This is a genomic window from Pseudomonas sp., from assembly GCF_030698175.1.
In the GTDB taxonomy this organism is placed as follows: Bacteria; Pseudomonadota; Gammaproteobacteria; order Pseudomonadales; family Pseudomonadaceae; genus Aquipseudomonas.
Window position 1 is genome coordinate 1 of record NZ_JAUYNT010000013.1, and the last position, 19,127, is coordinate 19,127.

At 60.5% G+C, this 19,127-nt stretch carries 18 protein-coding genes and 1 pseudogene; 7 read left to right on the forward strand and 12 right to left on the reverse strand.

Annotation, left to right across the window (positions count from 1 at the left end; genetic code table 11):
* Window positions 1-91: 91 nt before the first annotated feature.
* The 5 genes from Q8R10_RS05905 to Q8R10_RS05925 form a co-directional block, all read right to left on the reverse strand.
* Window positions 92-3,193 carry an efflux RND transporter permease subunit gene (locus Q8R10_RS05905; RefSeq protein ID WP_305651919.1) on the reverse strand — a complete coding sequence of 1,034 codons (3,102 nt, stop codon included), beginning with the start codon at window positions 3,191-3,193 and terminating at the stop codon, window positions 92-94.
* Between the two features lie 9 nt (window positions 3,194-3,202).
* Window positions 3,203-4,309: an efflux RND transporter periplasmic adaptor subunit gene (locus tag Q8R10_RS05910; protein ID WP_305651921.1), complete on the reverse strand. Its 1,107-nt coding sequence runs from the start codon at window positions 4,307-4,309 to the stop codon at window positions 3,203-3,205.
* Window positions 4,306-4,845 (reverse strand): carboxypeptidase-like regulatory domain-containing protein, encoded by a 540-nt coding sequence (locus tag Q8R10_RS05915; RefSeq protein ID WP_305651923.1) that lies wholly within the window; start codon window positions 4,843-4,845, stop codon window positions 4,306-4,308. The genes Q8R10_RS05910 and Q8R10_RS05915 overlap by 4 nt, the downstream gene beginning before the upstream one ends.
* Window positions 4,842-6,035, reverse strand: coding sequence for a TolC family protein (locus Q8R10_RS05920; RefSeq protein ID WP_305651925.1), 1,194 nt, complete (start codon window positions 6,033-6,035; stop codon window positions 4,842-4,844). The genes Q8R10_RS05915 and Q8R10_RS05920 overlap by 4 nt, the downstream gene beginning before the upstream one ends.
* 185 nt (window positions 6,036-6,220) lie before the next feature.
* Window positions 6,221-6,574: a co-regulatory protein PtrA N-terminal domain-containing protein gene (locus tag Q8R10_RS05925; RefSeq protein ID WP_305651927.1), complete on the reverse strand. Its 354-nt coding sequence runs from the start codon at window positions 6,572-6,574 to the stop codon at window positions 6,221-6,223.
* A 195-nt stretch (window positions 6,575-6,769) separates the two neighbouring features.
* On the opposite strand from Q8R10_RS05925, the gene Q8R10_RS05930 reads away from it, so the two are divergent.
* Entirely contained in the window at window positions 6,770-7,453 is a 684-nt protein-coding gene (locus Q8R10_RS05930) for a heavy metal response regulator transcription factor (RefSeq protein WP_305651929.1), read from the forward strand.
* Window positions 7,450-8,838, forward strand: a complete 1,389-nt coding sequence (locus tag Q8R10_RS05935; protein ID WP_305651931.1) for a heavy metal sensor histidine kinase — start codon at window positions 7,450-7,452, stop codon at window positions 8,836-8,838. Before Q8R10_RS05930 ends, Q8R10_RS05935 begins: the two co-directional genes overlap by 4 nt.
* Window positions 8,839-8,873: 35 nt before the next feature.
* Here the strand turns inward: Q8R10_RS05935 and Q8R10_RS05940 are convergent, their stop codons facing one another.
* The gene (locus Q8R10_RS05940; protein WP_305651949.1) at window positions 8,874-9,311 is read right to left on the reverse strand and encodes a nucleoside deaminase; all 438 of its coding nucleotides are present in this window, start codon (window positions 9,309-9,311) and stop codon (window positions 8,874-8,876) included.
* Window positions 9,312-9,625: 314 nt separating this feature from the next.
* Between Q8R10_RS05940 and Q8R10_RS05945 the strand changes: the two genes are divergently transcribed.
* The gene (locus tag Q8R10_RS05945) at window positions 9,626-10,852 is read left to right on the forward strand and encodes an SAM-dependent methyltransferase (protein WP_305651933.1); all 1,227 of its coding nucleotides are present in this window, start codon (window positions 9,626-9,628) and stop codon (window positions 10,850-10,852) included.
* A gap of 205 nt (window positions 10,853-11,057) precedes the next feature.
* Window positions 11,058-11,237, forward strand: a pseudogene (locus tag Q8R10_RS05950) (IS3 family transposase); the annotation flags it as partial.
* A 151-nt stretch (window positions 11,238-11,388) separates the two neighbouring features.
* Here Q8R10_RS05950 and Q8R10_RS05955 read toward each other — a convergent pair.
* The 3 genes from Q8R10_RS05955 to Q8R10_RS05965 form a co-directional block, all read right to left on the reverse strand.
* Entirely contained in the window at window positions 11,389-11,988 is a 600-nt protein-coding gene (locus tag Q8R10_RS05955; RefSeq protein WP_305651935.1) for an START domain-containing protein, read from the reverse strand.
* Between the two features lie 21 nt (window positions 11,989-12,009).
* The gene (locus Q8R10_RS05960) at window positions 12,010-12,279 is read right to left on the reverse strand and encodes a YkgJ family cysteine cluster protein (protein ID WP_305651937.1); all 270 of its coding nucleotides are present in this window, start codon (window positions 12,277-12,279) and stop codon (window positions 12,010-12,012) included.
* Between the two features lie 169 nt (window positions 12,280-12,448).
* Window positions 12,449-13,336 (reverse strand): NAD(P)-dependent oxidoreductase, encoded by an 888-nt coding sequence (locus tag Q8R10_RS05965; RefSeq protein WP_305651951.1) that lies wholly within the window; start codon window positions 13,334-13,336, stop codon window positions 12,449-12,451.
* Between the two features lie 199 nt (window positions 13,337-13,535).
* Between Q8R10_RS05965 and Q8R10_RS05970 the strand changes: the two genes are divergently transcribed.
* Together Q8R10_RS05970 and rhtA are read left to right on the forward strand one after the other, a co-directional pair.
* Window positions 13,536-13,817: a pyrimidine/purine nucleoside phosphorylase gene (locus tag Q8R10_RS05970; RefSeq protein WP_305651939.1), complete on the forward strand. Its 282-nt coding sequence runs from the start codon at window positions 13,536-13,538 to the stop codon at window positions 13,815-13,817.
* Window positions 13,818-14,022: 205 nt separating this feature from the next.
* Complete coding sequence (rhtA, locus tag Q8R10_RS05975; RefSeq protein ID WP_371133294.1) at window positions 14,023-14,907, forward strand: threonine/homoserine exporter RhtA; 885 nt, start codon at window positions 14,023-14,025, stop codon at window positions 14,905-14,907.
* 7 nt (window positions 14,908-14,914) lie between these two features.
* On the opposite strand, the gene Q8R10_RS05980 is transcribed toward rhtA, so the two are convergent.
* From Q8R10_RS05980 to Q8R10_RS05990, 3 genes are all read right to left on the reverse strand, one after another.
* Window positions 14,915-16,690 (reverse strand): ABC transporter transmembrane domain-containing protein, encoded by a 1,776-nt coding sequence (locus tag Q8R10_RS05980; protein WP_305651941.1) that lies wholly within the window; start codon window positions 16,688-16,690, stop codon window positions 14,915-14,917.
* A gap of 154 nt (window positions 16,691-16,844) precedes the next feature.
* Window positions 16,845-17,273 carry a thiol-disulfide oxidoreductase DCC family protein gene (locus tag Q8R10_RS05985; RefSeq protein WP_305651943.1) on the reverse strand — a complete coding sequence of 143 codons (429 nt, stop codon included), beginning with the start codon at window positions 17,271-17,273 and terminating at the stop codon, window positions 16,845-16,847.
* Between the two features lie 46 nt (window positions 17,274-17,319).
* A complete protein-coding gene (locus Q8R10_RS05990) occupies window positions 17,320-18,453 on the reverse strand; it encodes an ATP-NAD kinase family protein (protein WP_305651945.1) in 1,134 nt (377 codons plus the stop codon).
* Window positions 18,454-18,596: 143 nt separating this feature from the next.
* Between Q8R10_RS05990 and Q8R10_RS05995 the strand changes: the two genes are divergently transcribed.
* Window positions 18,597-18,773 carry a PA1571 family protein gene (locus Q8R10_RS05995; protein ID WP_305651947.1) on the forward strand — a complete coding sequence of 59 codons (177 nt, stop codon included), beginning with the start codon at window positions 18,597-18,599 and terminating at the stop codon, window positions 18,771-18,773.
* Window positions 18,774-19,127: the final 354 nt, after the last annotated feature.

Genomic DNA, 19,127 nt, shown 5'->3' on the forward strand with positions numbered 1-19,127 from the left:
GCAGCGATACCCATCGTCTTGCGCATTGATGGGTATCGCTGCGCTCCACCACATCCTACAAAAACGGTCTGCAGGGTGGGCCCAACAAAACCTAGAGCATGGTCTGGCTATGGTCATCCAGTAAACGCTGCAAGGGTGCCCGGCCAAATAGCCAGAACAGCAAGGGCGTCAAGAAGCTGTCCATAATGGTCGAGCTGACCAGCCCACCGAAAATCACCACCGCCACCGGGTGCAGAATCTCCTTGCCGGCGGCATCGGCGGCAAACAGCAACGGCAGCAAGGCCAGCGCGGCGGTCAGGGCGGTCATCAATACCGGGGTGAGGCGCTCCAGCGAGCCACGCACGATCATCGCCTGGCCGAAGGTCGCACCCTCGAATTTGCACAGGTTGATGTAGTGGCTGACCTTCAAAATACCGTTGCGGGTGGCGATGCCGGTCAGGGTAATAAAGCCGACCAGGGACGCCACCGACAAGGAAATGTCCGCCAGCCACATGGCGATCACGCTGCCGATCAGCGCCATGGGGATATTGCCCATGATCAGCGCCGCCAGTACCGCCGATTTATAGCGGCTGTAGAGCACCATAAAAATCAGCGCCAGGGACACCAGCGACAGCCCGGCGATCAACTGGCTGGCGGCTTCCTGGGCCTGAAACTGCCCTTCCAGGCTGACAAAGTAGCCTTCGGGCAGCGCCTGTTTGGCCAGCAACCCACGAATCTGCTCAATGATCACGGCCATGTCCGAGCCGTCGCTGTTGGCGGCAATCACGATGCGCCGACGGCTGTTCTCGCGGCCAATCTGGTTGGGGCCGTCGGACTCCTCGATGCTCGCCACTTGCGCCAAGGGCACCTTGCCATGGGGCGTATCGATCAGGATATTGCCCAGGCCTTGCGGGTCACGGGCTGAGTCCGGCAGACGCACCACCAGGTTGAAGCGTTTGTTGTTGTCGATGATCTGGGTGAGGGTGTCGCCCTCACTCAGGGTCTCCAGGGTTTGCAGCAAGGTGCCGGGGGACACGCCCAGTTGGGCGGCGCGGTCATAGTCCAGGCGCACTTTGATCTGCGGGATCAGCACCTGTTTCTCCACTTGCAAATCAGTCAGGCCGGGAACCTGCGCCAGCTGCTCTTTTAGCCCGGCGGCGATACCGCGCAAGGCGTCCAGATCGTCGCCGTAGACTTTCAAGGCGATCTGCGCCCGCACCCCGGACAGCAGATGATCCAAGCGATGGGAGATCGGCTGGCCGACCGTGACCGTGGCCGGCAACAGCGCCAGACGCTGACGGATATCGGCCATGATGGCTTCCCGCGAGCGCTCGGAATGTTTGAGGTCGACGTCGATCTCGCTGGAATGCACACCTTCGGCATGTTCATCCAGCTCGGCCCGGCCGGTGCGCCGGCCGACGCTTTTCGCCTCCGGCACTTGCAGAATCAGCACTTCCGCCAGGCTAGCGACGCGATTGGACTCACTCAACGAGGTGCCCGGATTGAGCAGCAGGCTGATGGTCAGGGTGCCTTCGTTAAAGGCCGGCAAAAACGCCTTGGGAAAATACGGCACCGTGGCCAAGGCGGCGATCAGCAGCAGCACGGCGCCGACCAGGGCCACTTTGGCGTGGGCAAAGGAGGCCAGTAACAGGCGCTGATCCCAACGCTTAAGCCAGGTCACCAGGGGCGAATCGCCGTGGCCGAGTTGCTTCATCTTCGGCAGCAAGAAGTAACAGAGCACCGGCGTGACCGTCAGTGCCACCAGCAAGCTGGCCAGAATCGAGGTGATGTAGGCCACCCCCAACGGCGCAAACAGGCGCCCTTCTATACCCGGCAAGGCAAACAGCGGCACAAACACCAGCACCACCACTAGGGTGGCGACTATCACCCCGGAGCGCACCTCATTGCAGGCGGCGGCGATCACCTTGATGGTGTCGGTGATGCTCTGGGGCTGCTGCTCCTTGAGGCGGCGCAAGACGTTTTCCACATACACCAGGGCGTCGTCCACCAGCTCGCCAATGGCAATCGCCAGCCCGCCCAGGGTCATCACATTGACCGACAGGCCCAGGGCCTTGAACACCATAAAGGTGATGGCCAGCGCCAATGGAATGGCCGTCAGGGAAATCAGCGTGGTGCGCACGTTCATCAAGAACAGCAGCAAGATGATCGCCACCATGATGGCGCCGTCGCGCAGGGCCTCTTGCACGTTGGCAATCGAGGCATCGATAAAATCGGCCTGACGAAACGACACTTGTGGCTGGCTGATCCCCGCCGGCAAGGCCTTGCCCAAACTGGCCAGGGCCGCTTCGATTTGCCCGGTGAGTTTGATCGAGTCGGCGCTGGGCTGCTTTTGCACGCTGACGATCACCGCCGGCTTGCCGGCATAACCGGCATCGCCGCGCTTGAAGGCCGCGGCAAACTTCACCTCGGCCACCTGTTTAAGCAGAATCGGCTGGCCATTGACCACCTTGACCGCCAGGTTCTGCATGTCCGCCAGTTTGGTCGTGCGGCCCATATTGCGGATCAGGTATTCGCGGGCATTCTGCTCCAGATAGCCGCCACTGGTGTTGCTGGAAAAACCCTTCAAGGTACTGGCCAGCTCGTCATAGCTGACGTTCAACTGGGCCATCATCGCCGAGTTGGGCTCGACCCGAAATTGCCGCACTTCGCCGCCAATCGGGATCACCTGGGCTACGCCGGGAATCGACAACAAGCGCGGGCGCAGGATGAAATCGACATACTCGCGCACCGCCATCGGGCTGCTGTTGTCCGGGTCGGCCGGCAAGGCAATCAGCATGATTTCGCCCATCACCGAGGAGATCGGCCCCATCGCCGGCTTGACGCCTTCGGGCAGCTGCTCTTTGACCTCGGCCAGACGTTCGGCGATCAGCTGGCGATTGCGATAGATGTCCGAACCCCATTCGAACTCGGCATACACAATCGACAAACCGATGCCCGACACCGAGCGCACCCGGGTGACGCCGGGCATGCCGTTCAAGGCGGTTTCCAGCGGGAAGCTGACCAGCTGCTCGACCTCCTCCGGCGCCATGCCACCGGCTTCGGTCATAATCGTGACCGTGGGCTTGTTCAGGTCGGGAAACACATCCACCGGCATCTGCTGCGCGGTCAGGCCGCCATAGATCAAGGTGATCAAGGCAAAGGCCAGCACGAACAGCCGATTTTGCAGACTGTTATTGACTATCCAGCTAAACATCCGCGCTCCTTAACGAATCTGATTGAGCAGGCTGGCGCCTTCGGTGACCACCCGGCTGCCGGGTTTGATCTGGGTCACCAGCACCCTCTTGCCGTCCAACGCCTGGGGTTGCACCGGCACGGCGCGAAACATCAGTGCCTGTTCGTGCAACCAGACCACCGACTCATTGGCGCTGTTTTTCACCACGCTGCTGGCCGGCAATACCACCCCGGTGAGCTGCTCGCGGGTCTGGGCGATCAGTCGGACTGTTTGCCCTAGCGCCAATGGCATGGGTTGCTGCGGGGCAAAACGCAACGGCAAGGCACCATCGCGCAGCACCAGGGCGCCGCCCAGATAGCGCAAGCTGACGCCCTGCAACGAGGCTCCGGCCAGGTTGTTGACCAGCGCCGGGTCGTAGGCCAGGGCTTCGATCTGCAGGCCTGCCGGGTCGACGATACTAAACAGCACAGCCAAGGGCTCGACCACCTGCCCGTTGAGCACATTACTGGCGGCCAGCACCCCGGCGCTCGGCGCACGCAAGGCCTCGCCCGCTTTAACTGCCGCCAGCGCCGCATGCCGGCCACGCAGGGCGGCCAGCTCGGCCGCGGCCGCTTGCAGCTCTTTACCCGGCACCGTATTGACCAGCGCCCGCAAGCGTTGCAAGTTTTGCTCGGCCAGGCTCAGTTGGCTGCGGGTGGTGGCCAGCTCGGCCTGTTGTTGCGCCTGCTCATAGGCACTCAGGGCGGGGATCACCCAGGCGAGAATTTGCCCCTGGCTGATGGCGCTGCCCAGAGCCGGGATGCCGCCGGCCGGGGCTTTAATCCGGCCACTGCTGCTGGCCTGGACCTGACCGCCGCGATTGGGGTCCATGACCACATGGCCATTCAGTTCGACCGACTTGGCGACCGTGCTTTCGCTGGCCAGCAGCGTGCGCACCGCCAGCCGATGCTGGGCCTCTTTGGGCAAGAGCACGCGGCCATCCGCCAAGCGCTGCGGGTTATTGCCGCCGCTCTGCAGCGGCGCGGTCTCGGCATGCACCTCATCGCCGTGAGCCCAGGTGGCAGGGCTATGGCTGACGGCGGCCATTGACAGCAAGGCGGCGAGAGCCACAAACAGTGCTTTTAGGCGATGGTTCATAACGGTGCCACTCCCTGCTTAGCCAAGCCCAGACGCCGTCGCCCCTTGAACAGCAGCGCGGCAACGGCGAGTAACAAGGCCGCCGCGCCCCACCACCAGAGCCGGTTGCTGGCCGCGGTCGGTGCGGTTTCGGCGGCGCTGACGCGTAGCACTGTGTCGAGCAAATCGGACTGCTCCCCGGCCACTATGGTGAACAGCAGGCTATGCTCGCCCGGATGATTCAAGGCGCTGGCGCTGACTTGATAAGTGCCTGGAGCAACCGCCGGCAAAGTGGCTTTAAAGCTGTCGCTTTCCACCTCGACGGTGGCGCCGAGCACCGGTTGGTTGTCGCTGTAATTGTCCAGATAGACCGTCAAGTGATCGCCCTGCAGCTGCGCAACCAACTCAAAATCAGGCGAGTGCGCCTCGCCGCTGGGCAGGCTGTGGGTATTGGTCGACAGCGCTGGCGCCTCGCCATGCGGCTCATCGCCGTGGGCAAAAACGCCGGTGAGCGGCAGGCTCAGCACGGCGGCCAGTAAAATCCGGTAACCCATCATGGCAAAACTCCAGCAGCCTGATTGAAGCGGGAAATGGCCCGGCCTATGGCGTACTCGGCGCGCGTCACTTGTGCCTGGGCTTCGAGCTGTTCTTGCTGGCTGCGCAGTTGAGCGGGCAAGTCGAACTGGCCCAGCCGAAACCCCTTGGCAATCCACTCGGCGCGCTGCCTGGCCAGGGTCAGTTCTTCGCCGGCCAAGGCGCGCTGCTGCTGGCTCTGAGTGAGTTCCAAACTAGCGCTGGCAAGTTCGGCACTGATGCGCTGGCTTTCCAGCTCGCGGCTGGTTTGTGCCTCAATCCAGTCGACATTGGCCGCGGTGATGCGTGGTTGATTGCGCGACTCGGAGCCGAACGGAACTGTGATGCCGAGTTTGACCCGGCCTCGATAGGGGTCGTCAAACCCATCCCGCTCCGAGGTGTAGCTGAGCGCCAGCTCCGGGGCGTCACGCGTATCCCCGGTGGCTTGCTCCAGCCGTGCCTGGGCGCTGCGGGTGGCGTCTTGCAAATTACTCAGCACCGGGTGCAGTTCCAGTGCTGGCGGCGATGCCAGCAGTTCGTTCTGCTCAGGCAAGGCGGCGCCGCGGCTAATCAGCGCAAAGCTCTGGCGGGCCCGCTGCAACTCCAGCTGGGCAATGCTTTGTTGGCGTTTAGCCTGTTGAATCCGGCTCTGGGCCAGATTGTCGTCCAACGCCGCCAGCTCGCCGGCCCGCACCCGCTGGCCAACATCCTTGGCCAGCACCTGGGCGGCCTGCAGCTGCTCGCCGGCGCTGCGCACGTCCAGTTGCGCCAAGCGCTGCGCCCACCAACTCTCGCGCAACTGACCGGCAAGCTGCCAACGACTCAAGGCGCTACGCCCGCTAAATGCGGTTTTTTCAGCATTTGCCAAGGCCTCGGCTTGCTCGCGCTGACCCGGCAACCAAATCGGTGCGCTCAGCTCGACTTCCCACTCACGGCGGCCGTAGTTATCGTTGAATTGATCGGTGGTATTGAACAGCCCAACGCTCGGTGGCGCGGGAGTCCAGGCCTGACTGGCCACCACTTGCGCGCTAAATTGCTGATCGCGGGCGCTGAGCTGATTGGCCTGCGCCGCCCAAGCGTGATCGAGGGCCTCACGCAAGGTAGCAGCCTGCACATTGCCGAGCCAGGTGGCACTGGCCAGCAGGCCAATGCGCAGTAAGTGGATGCCGACCACAGGATTTAACCTTCTGTTTTAAAAGGGTTTAAAAGTCGCACACGCGGGCTGAGGATGAACATTGCCACATCACCGGCGAGCGAGTGATTACATTTGTGTAAGGTTAGCCGTAATAAAAAACACGGCGCCTAATGGCGCCGCCAGGCCAAGGGAGCATTCAAAAAAGGCCTTCAAACCAAGCAAGTCTATTTATGGCACTCGCTCATCATCAATTTGTGCTCACGCTGCATTTGGTCCAGTGCATCGTCCATCGATTTATCGTGCGCCTCCATCCAGGCGAGGTGTTGTTCTGCGCTCATACCGGCGCTGGGATGGTCGGCGTGCAGTGCTTGCAGCATGTCGCCGAGCAGTTGCATGTGCTCACCCATTTTCAATTGGCGCTGGTCTGGCGGCGCTGTCTCGGCCACCACCAGGGCTGCTTGGGCTTTATCACGCAACTGTTGGATATGTTGATTAGCGCGGTCAGCACCGCCTTCCGCCCAGGCCGACGACGAGAGGATCAGTGCAGCAGTCAGCATGAGTGGCTTGATAAGGTTCATTGAGGTGCCTCCAAAGAGTCAGTTTTGCCGGCCGTAACGGCCAGCAATTAAGTAAGCAGATGGCTCTGCTCTGGTTTGCACCTTAGTCAGTTACAGCTGACCGCCAGCTGATCGGCAGATTACATTTATGTCAGTTGCTGGCCGCCCCGGGCTAATCGCGGCACACTCTGGGCATTCTTGTGTTGAGTGTTGCAGATGAAAATTTTGGTCGCCGAAGATGAGCCGAAAACCGGCCTTTATCTGCATCAAGGGCTAAGCGAGGCCGGCTTTGTAGTGGACCGGCTAACCAACGGCAGCGATGCCTTGCAGGCCGCCCTGGGTGAGACCTATGACCTGCTGATTCTCGACGTCATGCTGCCCGGCTTGGACGGCTGGGAAGTGCTGCGCCGCGTGCGCGCCAGCGGCCAGCAGGTGCCGGTGCTGTTTCTTACCGCCCGTGATCGGGTGGAAGACCGGGTCAAGGGCCTGGAGCTCGGTGCCGATGATTACCTGATCAAACCCTTCGCCTTTTCCGAGCTGCTGGCACGGGTCAGAACCCTGCTACGGCGGGGCAACAACAGTGCGGCACCGACCTGCCTGATGATCGCCGACTTGCAGGTGGACTTGCTCAAGCGCCGCGCCAGCCGCGCCGGGCAGCGTATCGAGCTGACCGCCAAGGAGTTTGCCTTGCTGGAGTTATTGCTGCGCCGGCGCGGCGAGGTGCTGTCCAAATCGCTGATCGCCTCCCAGGTGTGGGACATGAATTTTGACAGCGACACCAACGTCATCGAGGTGGCGATCCGCCGGCTGCGCGCCAAGATCGACGATAACTTTGCGCCCAAACTGATCCATACCATCCGCGGCATGGGCTACCTGCTCGACGCGCCTGAACCGACATGAAGCGCCTGTCATTGACCACCCGTTTAAGTCTGTTGTTTATGCTGGCAGTGACGGCGGTGTTGCTGGTGGCGGGCTTAAGTTTCAGTCAGCTCAGCCAGCATCACTTTATGCAGCTGGACCGGCAAACCCTGGAAGAAAAACGCCAGGCCAGCCAAAACATCCTCGCCGAATTCAAAGATGCCGAGCAGTTCGAGCAGTTAAAACCGCGCCTGCGGGCCTTGCTGGGCGCGCACCGGGACCTGACCGCGATCATTCTCGACAACAGCGGCAAGCTGCTGTTCGCTGAACCCGGCCCCGTCGCACTGCCGGCGCAGTTACGTGACAGCAGCAGCGGTGAGCTGTGGCAGTGGCAAGATCAAGGCCAACTGTTTCGCGGGCTGAGCACGCAAGTAAAGCCAACGGCCAGCGCATCCGGCCAACCACTGCAGGTCGTGTTGATGCTGGACATCAGCCCCCATCAGCATTTTTTCGCCACCATCACCCGCTGGTTCTGGATTGCCCTGGTGCTCAGCGCGCTGGTCAGTGCGGGCCTCGGTTGGCTGGTCGCCCGCAGTGGGCTGGTGCCCTTGCGGCAGGTGACCAAGGTCGCCGCGTCCATCTCGGCAACCTCGCTCAAGGCGCGCATTCCGCAGGCCGAGGTGCCCCATGAGCTGCAGCAGTTGGTGGCCTCATTCAACGCCATGCTGGCCAGACTGGACGACGCCTTTATGCGCCTGGCGAACTTCTCCGCCGACATCGCCCATGAGCTGCGCACCCCGCTCAGCAACCTGATGCTGCAAACCGAAGTGGTGCTCTCCAGAGCCCGCGACAGCGAGGCCTACCAGGAAACCCTGTACGCCAACCTGGACGACTTAAAACACATGGCGCGGATGATCGATGACATGCTGTTTCTGGCCAAAGCCGACAACGGCTTGATCATGCCCGAGCATCAGTCCGTCGCGCTCGACGCGGTGGTGCATAAGTTATTTGAGTACTACCGCCTGCTGGCCGATGAACGCGGCATTGAACTGCAACTGCAGGGTCACGGCAGCATTCGTGGCGATCTGTTGATGTTGCACCGCGCCATTGCCAACTTGCTGTCCAACGCCCTGCGCTATACGCCAGTCGGTCAAAGCATCAGGGTCAGCATCCGCCAAAGCCGCCTGCTCACCGAGCTGAGCGTAAGCAATCCGGGGCCGAGCATTGCCGCCGAGCACTTGGAGCAACTGTTTGACCGCTTCTACCGCGCCGACCCTGCGCGGCGGGAAGGAAGCAGCCACAACGCCGGCCTCGGCCTGGCCATCACCCGCTCGATAGTGACCGCCCACCAAGGCCAGATTCACTGCAGTTCAAGCGCTGGAGTTACCACCTTTACCCTGGCGTTTCCTGCGCTGGGGGCCGACTGAGTCGATTTACCCAAGCCCGCCCCAGGCCATAGGCCTCACTCACCGATATCTTCATTCCACAGTTGCGGCTGGCTGGCGATAAAGTTGCGCATCAGGGTGACGCAGCTTTCATCCTGAAAAACCTCAACCTGCACGCCACGCCCACGCAGCCACTTCTCCTCGCCCATAAACGTCTGGTTTTCGCCGACCACCACCCGACCAATGCCATACAACAGGATCGCCCCGCTGCACATCGCACAGGGCGACAAGGTGGTGTAGAGCACCGCTTCGCGATAGGTCTGCGCCGGCAAGCGACCGGCATTCTCCAGCGCATCCATCTCACCGTGGCGAATTGCACTGCCCTGCTGCACCCGCTGATTGTGCCCGCGGCCGATAATCCGCCCTTGGTGCACCAACACCGAACCGATGGGAATCCCGCCCTCAGCCAAGCCTTGTTGCGCCTCGGCAATTGCCGCCTGCATAAATGCGTCCATCAGCATTCCCCCTTGCTCATAATCTGTCAGCCCAAGCTTAGCCGGCTGTGCAGGCAACGCCGTTACGCCATGGGCCAAACAAATAAGCCCGCACAGCGCGGCAGAAAAACCTAAAATAGCCGCCATTCCAGACTGTGTGAAAACTACTGCGCTCGGTTATCCGGCGTTAAAAACAGGCTCAGACTGCTCATTTACAACTCGTAAACTCCGCGTCCTCGCCTGTTTTTGCCTTGCCTAACCTTCGCTCGCTACGTTTTCACACAGTCTGATTTTTCCCCGCTGCCCTCCGCGCAGCCGCTCAAGGCCATCTTTTTATGTCTGTCACGCCTGCCATCTCTGTCGACTCCCTGCCCGTCACCCCACTTGATGACCGCGAGCAGTTTCTCGCGCAACTGGAAACCAGCCTGGCGCAGAACACCTTCCTCAAACTGGTGCTGTCCAAATACCGTGGCAACGAGCCGGAGTTGCAGCGCATCGATGCGCGGCTGGTGACGGTGCGCGAGCAGCCCTGCCTGTCGTTTGTGTACAACTACAAGACCCGCGACATCACCAAGAACCTGCCCCTGAGCGAGGCCATCGAGTGCATTGCCGGGCTGTTGCCGGCGGCGTTCAAAAACGCCCATTTACTGTCGCTGACCGATGAGCTGCAACTGGTGTTTAGCAAGCGCGACAAGAGCCAGTTGTTTGTCGGCAAGTCCGTGCAGCGCGACGCACCGACCGCCGCCCACAACCGTGAAAAAAAGCGTTTCCTGGAACTCTCCCGGCCGTTTCTGGCCGACTTGGGGGTGACCAACGCCAAGCACGAACTGGTGCCGGCAATGGCGCGCAAGTGGAAGCAGATCAACAAGTTTATCGAGGTGTTTGCCCACGCCCTGAGCAGCTCGCCGCTGCGCGAGGATCAACCGATTCACGCGGTGGATTTCGGCTCCGGCAAAGGCTATTTAACCTTCGCCCTGCATGATTATCTGCGTAACAGCCTGGGGCTGGAAGCCCAGGTGCGCGGCGTGGAGTTGCGCGAAGACATGGTCAGCCTGTGCAACGCCGCAGCCGCTAACCTGGAGCAACCGGGGCTGCTGTTTCAGCACGGCGATGTGCGCACTTACGCACCCGAGCAGATCGACATCATGATCGCCCTGCACGCCTGCGACGTGGCCACCGATTACGCCCTGCACCTGGGCATCCGCTCCAACGCCTCAATCATCATGTGCTCGCCCTGCTGCCATAAACAGATCCGCCCGCAGATGCACAGCCCGGCCATGCTTAAACCCATGCTGCAATACGGCGTACACCTGGGCCAGGAAGCCGAGATGGTCACCGACAGCCTGCGCGCCCTGCTGCTGGAAGCCTGTGGCTACTCCACCCGGGTATTCGAGTTTGTCTCGCTGGAGCACACCAACAAGAACAAGATGATTCTCGCGGTCAAACGTACCGAGGCGATTAATCCGGCCGAGTTGCTGGCCAAGATCCGAGGGATCAAGGAGTTCTACGGCATCAGCGAGCATTGCCTGGAGAATTTGCTGAAAACTGATGGCCGGCTATAAAACGTTCAATCAGTTTTTAGCCGCTCGCACAATGCCCGTCAGCACTATTAGAGTGTTGACGTATCGCGGCGGGGCTTATTAATTAATCCAGTAAGTCTTGGCGGCGGCAAAAGCTGAGTATATAGCCAATAACCAGTCAATAACTTGAGGCCTGGCCCATCCTGAATAAGGCTGACATGCTCAGCCCTATTTTCAGGAGAGAGTGATGGTAATTGATGCCAAGCGCAGTCAGCGTGATTACACGCTGACTTTTAAATTAGCCGTTGTCGATCAAGTCGAAAAAGGCGGGATGAGCTACACAGAGGCTCAAACTCGCTTCGGCATCCAAGGCCGACCAATCGTCTTAGCATGGTTACGTAAGCACGGCCGACAGGACTGGAGCCAGGGGGCTTCTATTCGTTCGGCAAGGAGCGTAGCAATGCCCGAACCACCCCTGCCGTTGACGCCCGATCAACACATCAAATATGTTTGAAGAGCAGTTGACGCTGGCCAACTAGAAGGCCCAACTCTTCGAGGCTGTCATCAATGTCCTGAATTTAAGGCTTTTCCGCCGCCTGGCGAAACGCTTGCAAGGTATTGAACGGCGCATCCACCACAAAGCTGTTGGCCAACCATGAGGGCACGCTGCCGCCTGGCTCCATGTGCGCCTGATAAACCACCTCAACTTTACCTGCGGCCTTGGGTTGCAAAGTCCAAAAACCATCGACGCGCGTCACTCGCACATAGTCTTTGTCTTTCGGTAAATACTCCGGCAACGCTTGCAGCAAGCGGGTCACAGTACCGTCGGCCGCCACCGTGGTGGTGACATGCAACACCGAGTCGCGCGCGGTTACCGGCCAAGGTGCAGAGAAACGCGCATAGAGCCAGTTTTCAGCCCCGGTAGCCTTAAGCATTGTTTGCTCCTGGCACTCAAATATCCATGTGCAAGAGCCCTTTACATCGGCCTGCAGGGCCAGCAATTTCTGGATATCGGCATTCACCGAGGTCACTGCGCGATAGGCCTTATATTGCGAGCCGGGCATGCTGCTCAAATACACCTTAATACCCGCTTCATCCTTGGCCAATTGCCAGTCTTCGGCCTGCACCCCTGTCGCTATCAGGCCACACAGCGCCAGCGTTAGTTGAAGCTTATTCATGCAGCACTCCTGCAGCGGTATTTAACTGCTTTTTAGAAAGATTGCGGTGGCCTGTTCAAGCCAGTTGAGTTGCTGCAAAGCCTGCTCGTTAGTCTCGCCACACACCTCAAGATCGGCACTAAAAGCCAAACACACCGCCGGCCGTTCAGGCAAACCAAAGATACGACAACGATTATCCGGACTTAGCTGCACGCAGCGCTCACCGGCCAGCTTGCCATTGGGCATACCCGGAATCTTCGAACTAATGGATGGTGCGATACAACAAGCGCCACAACCTGCACGGCATTGCATAGATAAGTGCCATAAACCCAATCAGGCGGCGATAGTACCTGCAAGCAGCCTGACCAGGGAAAATCAGCGACGCACAGTTCAATATGCAGCAACCAGCTAGGCCGGACAGGAGCATGCTTGCTGGGTTCGGCGTTCGTTATCGTCCACACCTAGCGCCGCCTGCTGGCGATTACTTCACTGATTGCAACCGTGCCAGCAAGCTGGACGTATCCCAGCGTCCGCCACCCATGGCTTGTAGATCGGCGTAGAACTGATCAACCAGCGCTGTCACCGGCAATTGCGCGCCGTTGCCGCGGGCCTCATTGAGTAAAATCGCCAGATCTTTACGCATCAGGTCAACCGCAAAGCCATGCTCGAACTCGCCAGCCAACATGCTCGCGTGGCGATGCTCCAGCTGCCATGACTGCGCCGCACCATGGCGAATAACCTGCATGGCGGCATGCGCGTCCAAGCCTGCGCACTGGGCAAAATGCAGCGCCTCGGACAAGCCTTGCAGCAACCCGCCGACGCAAATTTGATTGACCATTTTGGTCAATTGCCCGCTGCCCGCCGGCCCCATCAGGCTGACCATCTTGGCGTAGCTTTCGATCACCGGCAGCGCGCGCTGATAAATCGCCGGTTCACCTCCGACCATCACCGTCAGCATGCCGTTCTCGGCACCAGCCTGGCCTCCCGAAACGGGCGCATCGAGAAAACCCAGCTCACGCTCGGCGGCCAACACTGCCAGCTCCCGCGCCACGGTGGCAGAGGCACTGGTGTGATCGATCAGCACAGCGCCTGGAGCCATTCCGGCAAAGGCGCCGTCTGGGCCAAGCACCACGCTGCGCAGATCCGCGTCATTGCCGACACAGGTCATGATGAATTCGGCGCCCGCTGCGGCTTCGCGCGGGGTTGACGCAAAGTCGCCGGCAAAGCTTTCTACCCAAGTTTGCGCCTTGGCCTGACTGCGGTTGTAAACGCACACCTGATGCCCTTCTGAGGCCAAGTGACCGGCCATTGGATAGCCCATTACACCGAGGCCGATAAAACTGACTTTAGCCATGTGCACGCTCCTAATAGATTGTTCTCTGAGCCTAGCATGCCGCTTGCCTGCGCAATCAACCGCAAGCCGCGTAGCCCTCGCCCGCTTGCCGACCTTAACTGGACAGCGCTTTAAGCCATAAGACTACCGACATAAGGCGCCGCAAAGCGGATGACGCACACAATCGCCTTGGGCATACTGAGCGACCTTTTTTAACCCTTCCGAGAAATAACCCATGTTCAAGGTTAACGAATACTTCGATGGCACCGTCAAATCCATTGCCTTCGGCATGACTGACGGCCCTGCGACCATTGGCGTGATGGCCGCCGGTGAATACGAGTTTGGCACCAGCCAGCTGGAAGTCATGCACGTGGTAGCCGGCGCACTGACGGTCAAGTTGCCGGGCAGCGACAGCTGGGAATCCTTCACCAGCGGCAGCCAATTCACCGTCCCGGCCAACAGCAAGTTCCAGCTGAAAGTGGCCGAAGACACCGCCTACCTCTGCGAATACCGCTAAGTTTTCACCGCCAGTCGCAGCGCTCCCCATAACCGACCGCTCCAGGTCGGTTATCCAAAGTTTTTGCAACACCGCCTGACCCCGTGCATTCAGCACGCGATGGCAGCGCCCCTCTTCAGGCTAATCGGCCTACGCTAGCAACCTGAGCACCTGACCAGCCGACGGCTGGGCAGTGACTAGCCGTTTTATTCCAATGGACAGCAGCATGCCTGGCTCGAAATCCGTCTCACATATTCTCTTGCCAGTCGCGCTATTGGTGATCGCCATGTGCTCGATTCAGGGCGGCGCGGCACTGGCCAAAAGCCTGTTTCCGCTGGTCGGCGCCGAAGGCACGACGGCGTTACGCCTGAGCCTGGCCGCCATCATTCTGTGCCTGGTCATGCGCCCATGGCGTAAACGTCTGAACAGCGCCGCATGGCGCTCGCTGGCGGCCTATGGCTCGGCCCTGGGCGCGATGAACCTGATGTTTTATATGTCGCTGAAAACCGTGCCACTGGGTATTGCCGTGGCGCTGGAATTCACCGGACCACTGGTATTGGCCCTGTTCTCGTCGCGCCGCGCGACTGATTTCATCTGGATCGCCCTCGCAGTCTTCGGCCTGCTCCTGCTATTGCCGAGCGAGCAAGCCACTGCGCAACTTGACCCGCTCGGTGCTGGCTTGGCGCTCGCGGCGGGTGTCTGCTGGGCGCTGTACATCATTTTTGGGCAGAAGGCCGGCGCCGAGCACGGCTCCCACACCGTCGCCCTCGGCGCCCTTATCGCCGCGCTGATTGTCTTTCCGATTGGTCTGGTACAAGCCGGCAGCAGCCTGTTTCACTGGGCCCTGCTACCTGTCGCCATCGCGGTGGCGATCCTCTCTTCCGCCCTGCCCTACACCTTGGAAATGTTTGCCCTGACCCGCTTGCCAGCGCGAACCTTCAGCACCCTGATGAGCCTGGAACCGGCAGTGGCGGCGCTGTCCGGCTTGATCTTCCTGCATGAACAACTGATCGCTACCCAGTGGCTGGCCGTCGGCGCGATTATTCTCGCAGCAGCGGGCACAGCCACAACGGTCAAGCCCAAGCCGAGCGTGGAAAAACCAGCGGCTTAAGCGCGCCTCAGGCCTCAGCAAAACCGCCGTTGAATTGCAGCTCAGCCAGGCGCGCATAAAGCGGATTAGTCGCCACCAATTCGGCGTGCTTGCCGATCGCCAGCAGCTTGCCGTGTTCGATCACGGCAATCCGGTCGGCGCTTTGCACCGTGGCCAAGCGGTGCGCAATCACCAGGGTGGTGCGTCCACTCATCAAGCGCGGCAAGGCTTGCTGGATCAGGTGTTCACTCTCGGCGTCGAGCGCGCTGGTGGCCTCATCCAGTAACAGAATCGGCGCATCCACCAACAAAGCGCGAGCAATCGCCAGACGCTGCCGTTGGCCACCGGAGAGCCCCAGCCCGCCATCACCGAGACGGGTTTGATAGCCCTCGGGCATCTTCATGATGAACTCATGGGCATGCGCCGCCCGCGCCGCCGCTTCTACCTCGGCATGACTGGCCAGAGGTTTGCCATAACGCAGATTGTCCTCCACCGAGCCATAGAACAGCGCCGGGTTCTGCGACACCAGGGCAAAACAGCGACGTAAATCGTGGGGGTCGAGCCGGGCAATCGGCAGGCCCTCGACCAAGATGCGCCCGGCTTGCGGGTCGAAAAAGCGCAGCAACAGATCGAACAGGGTCGACTTACCGGCACCGGATGGCCCGACCAGCGCCAGGGTTTCGCCCGGCTCGACCTGCAAATCAATGCCGTCGATGGCCCAGCTATCGGGCCGGCTTGGATAGGCGAAGCGCAGATTTTCCAAACTGATCCGGCCACTCACCCGCACCGGTAGCTGCAGCAGATTTTCGCTGGGGGCTGTGATGGCGTTAGTGGCCTGCAGCAGTTCGGCAATCCGCTCGGCCGCGCCAGCCGCCGCCTGCAGCTCACCTATCACCTCGCTGATGGCGCCAAAAGCCATGCCGACGATCAGGCTGTAAAACACAAAAGCCGCCAGCTCACCGCCGCTGATGCGCCCGGCGATCACATCCATGCCGCCGACCCAGAGCATCAAACCCACCGCGCCGAGCACCAGCACAATCACCACGGTGATCAACCAGGCACGTTGGCTGATGCGTTTGCGCGCGGTATTAAAAGCATCTTCCACAGTCGCGCTAAACCGGCTCTTGTCGTGCTCTTGGTGGTTGTAGGCCTGCACGGTCTTGATCTGTCCGAGGGTTTCGCCGACATAGCTGCCAACGTCCGCCACCCGGTCCTGGGTTTGCCGCGACAGTGCCCGCACCCGCCGGCCAAAAATTAAAATCGGCGCCACCACCAGCGGTAAGGCGATGATGACAATGGCAGTGAGCTTGGCATTGGTGAAGAACAATAAAATGATCCCGCCAATCAGCATCAGCACATTACGCAACGCCATCGACAAGGACGAGCCGATCACCGTCTGCAACAAGGTGGTATCGGCGGTCAGCCGTGACTGGATTTCACTGCTACGGTTGCTCTCGTAAAAGCCCGGATGCAGGTTGATTAAATGGTTGAACACCCGCTTGCGAATATCGGCGACAAAGCGCTCGCCAATCCAGGAAACCAGATAAAAGCGGCTAAAGGTGCCGACCGCCAAGGCCAGCACCAGCACAAAAAACAAGCCAATCGAGCGGTTCAACGCCGCCTGTGACTGGGTGGCCAAGCCTTGATCCACCAGCAACTTGATGCCTTGGCCCATGGACAAGGTGATGGCGGCGGTAAACATCAGCGCCAGCAAGGCGCCCAACACCTGCCAGCGATAGGGCGCAACAAAACGTCGCGCCATGCCCAAGGCATTGCGCTGACGGGCAGACAAAATTGACGGCATAGGAACTCGCAGCGCAGCCAACAGGCTTGGGTTAGTGAGGTGGTCAGCAACCCTCAGTAGCTGCAGCTGACCTGCATTTACAGATGGGGACGCCGGCGCGTCAGATCAAGCCGACGAGCCAGTCACAGAACAATAGATAGGTTAAAGGCCGGACTTAGAGAAAACGCTTGGCGTGATCGGCGCTGGGAATCAGGCAACTGTCGTAGCGGCCAAATAACCGATAACGGTTCAGCGCGATGCGGTCGTAGCACCAGTCGCGCAGCGGCCTTGGACACAGCCTTAGCCACGCCAGCCAGCGCCAGGGACGGGGCAGTTGCGCGAGGATACGCAGCACTGCTGTGGAGCGGACCAGCAACTGGCCGTCCTCGACATAGGCCATGGTGTCGAAATGATCGAGCGGCAGACCGAAGTATTGCAAAATCGCCTGCCCCTCAACCGACTGCACCGAGGCCAGCCGAAACAGCCCCTGGGCATCATGGCGAATCAGAAATTTAGCCCAGCCGTTACACAGCTTGCAGACCCCATCAAAGAGCACCAGCCGTTCGCCGGGTAACAGCTGCGGCGGTAGATTATTGTCGGTCATCAAAATCCCTCTTCAGCACCACCGGCAGCCCGCAGGCGCCTTATCGTCATTTGGGCGAAGCGCCCCAACCCAGCGGATAAAGTAACTCCTCCTTGTAGCCGGCCCAGACCCGCACGGCATCGGGAAAGGTCTCATCCAGCTGCGCATCGCCGCTGTCCACCAGCAGCGGGCGGCCCGCCAGCGTTGCCAGCTTGCGTTTAGTCGCCACCACTCGCAATTGCTCCAGGCCGATGGCGCGCAGCACCCGCGGGCTGATCTGCTGGTTGCCACGGCCGATGATATGCCCCTGACCGCCGATGGCGGTAACCAGCAGGCGGCTTGGATGGCCCTGCACCAAGTCAAATAGCTGCGCCTCGGTGACATCACTGGCAATCAGCACACCATTCTCGATCACATCGACGCCCAACAGCGTGGTCGACAAGCCGAGGTTGCCGGCCACCCCGTGCAGGGTCGAACCTGGGCCAAAAACGTAGCGTACATCGGCCTCCCAGCTGTCATGCAGCCAGTCGGCGATCTCCACCAGCACCAACTCTTCAGACTCCATGCCGGCCTGTTTGACCTGCTGCATAAAATGTCCTTCCACTGGCACGGTCAGCTCGCCGTACCAGCGGGCGGCGACTTTGCCATCACGCAAGGCGGCCTCATCCAGGTCGCGCACCTCGCCACTGGCCAAGCGCACCAAGCCACCCTCGACCAGACGTTTGGCCAGCTCACCGGCAGCGCGCGGGCTAATGGCATAAACCCCGGAATGAATCTTCACCCCAGCCGGAATCCCCAACACCGGCTGATCAGCCTTGGCCACGACGCACACATCGCGGGCGGTGCCATCGCCACCGGCAAACAGTATCAGTGCGACGCCGGCCTCCTGCAGCGCGCCCACCGCTAACCGGGTGTCGGCGGCGCTGCTGCTGTCGGTGCGAGTCAAGTCACCCAGCACCCGGAAGTTAAAGCCCATTTCAGCCAATAAATCGGCGCCCATGGCGCCGGCGAAAGTGGCAAATTCCAATCGATCGACCAGCGACAGCAAACACTCCAGGGCGACTCGGGTGCGCGCCGCCGCGCGCGGCTCGGCGCCCAACGCCAAGGCCTGCGCAGCCACACCGTCACTGCCCTTGAGACCGACCGTGCCGCCCAGCCCGGCCAAGGGATTAATGATCAAACCTAAGTGAAACATGCTCATAGATTTCTCACTGCCACTCGCGCATGGCGCCGAAGCAAAAGATTAAAAAGTCAAAATCACTGGGCGTTTGGCCCGGCGCCGCTGTCATAGACCCGTCACTTAAGCGGGCTAGGCTAGGCCAACAACAGATGAGGAGATCGACCATGAGCTTGCCAACCACCCGCACTGCAGCATCGCGTACCACCCTCACCCGCCAAGCCATGTTCGGTGGCGCCATCATCGACGCCCAAGGCCGCGAAATCGCCATCACCGAAAGCATGATCCAGCGCGCCTGCCATGAGCTGGCCAAAATCTACGTCGCGGCGCAGAAAAAAGCCTAAACAGCGCGCGCCACCAACAGCCCAGCCACTGCGCTGGGCTTTTTATTGGTTATGTTCCAGTGATGTGTTGCACACAGCTTTTGTAGGGTGGGTTAGGCGCGAACCACGGCCTGCCAACAACGCAAAACCCGACCGCGCCGTAACCCACCATGGCGCTCGACCGGTAAACCGCATGGTGGGTTACGCGGCGCCCGGCTTGCGCGGTGATGCAAACAACCACCGTCCGCGCCGCTAACCCACCCTTGTATGTTGAGGTCATCGTTAAACAGTAGGCTCAAACACGCTGTTGACGATAATCAGTAAGGTTCCGGGGAGGCCGTCCCACCCTAGAGACGCATTGCGATCTCGTTTGTA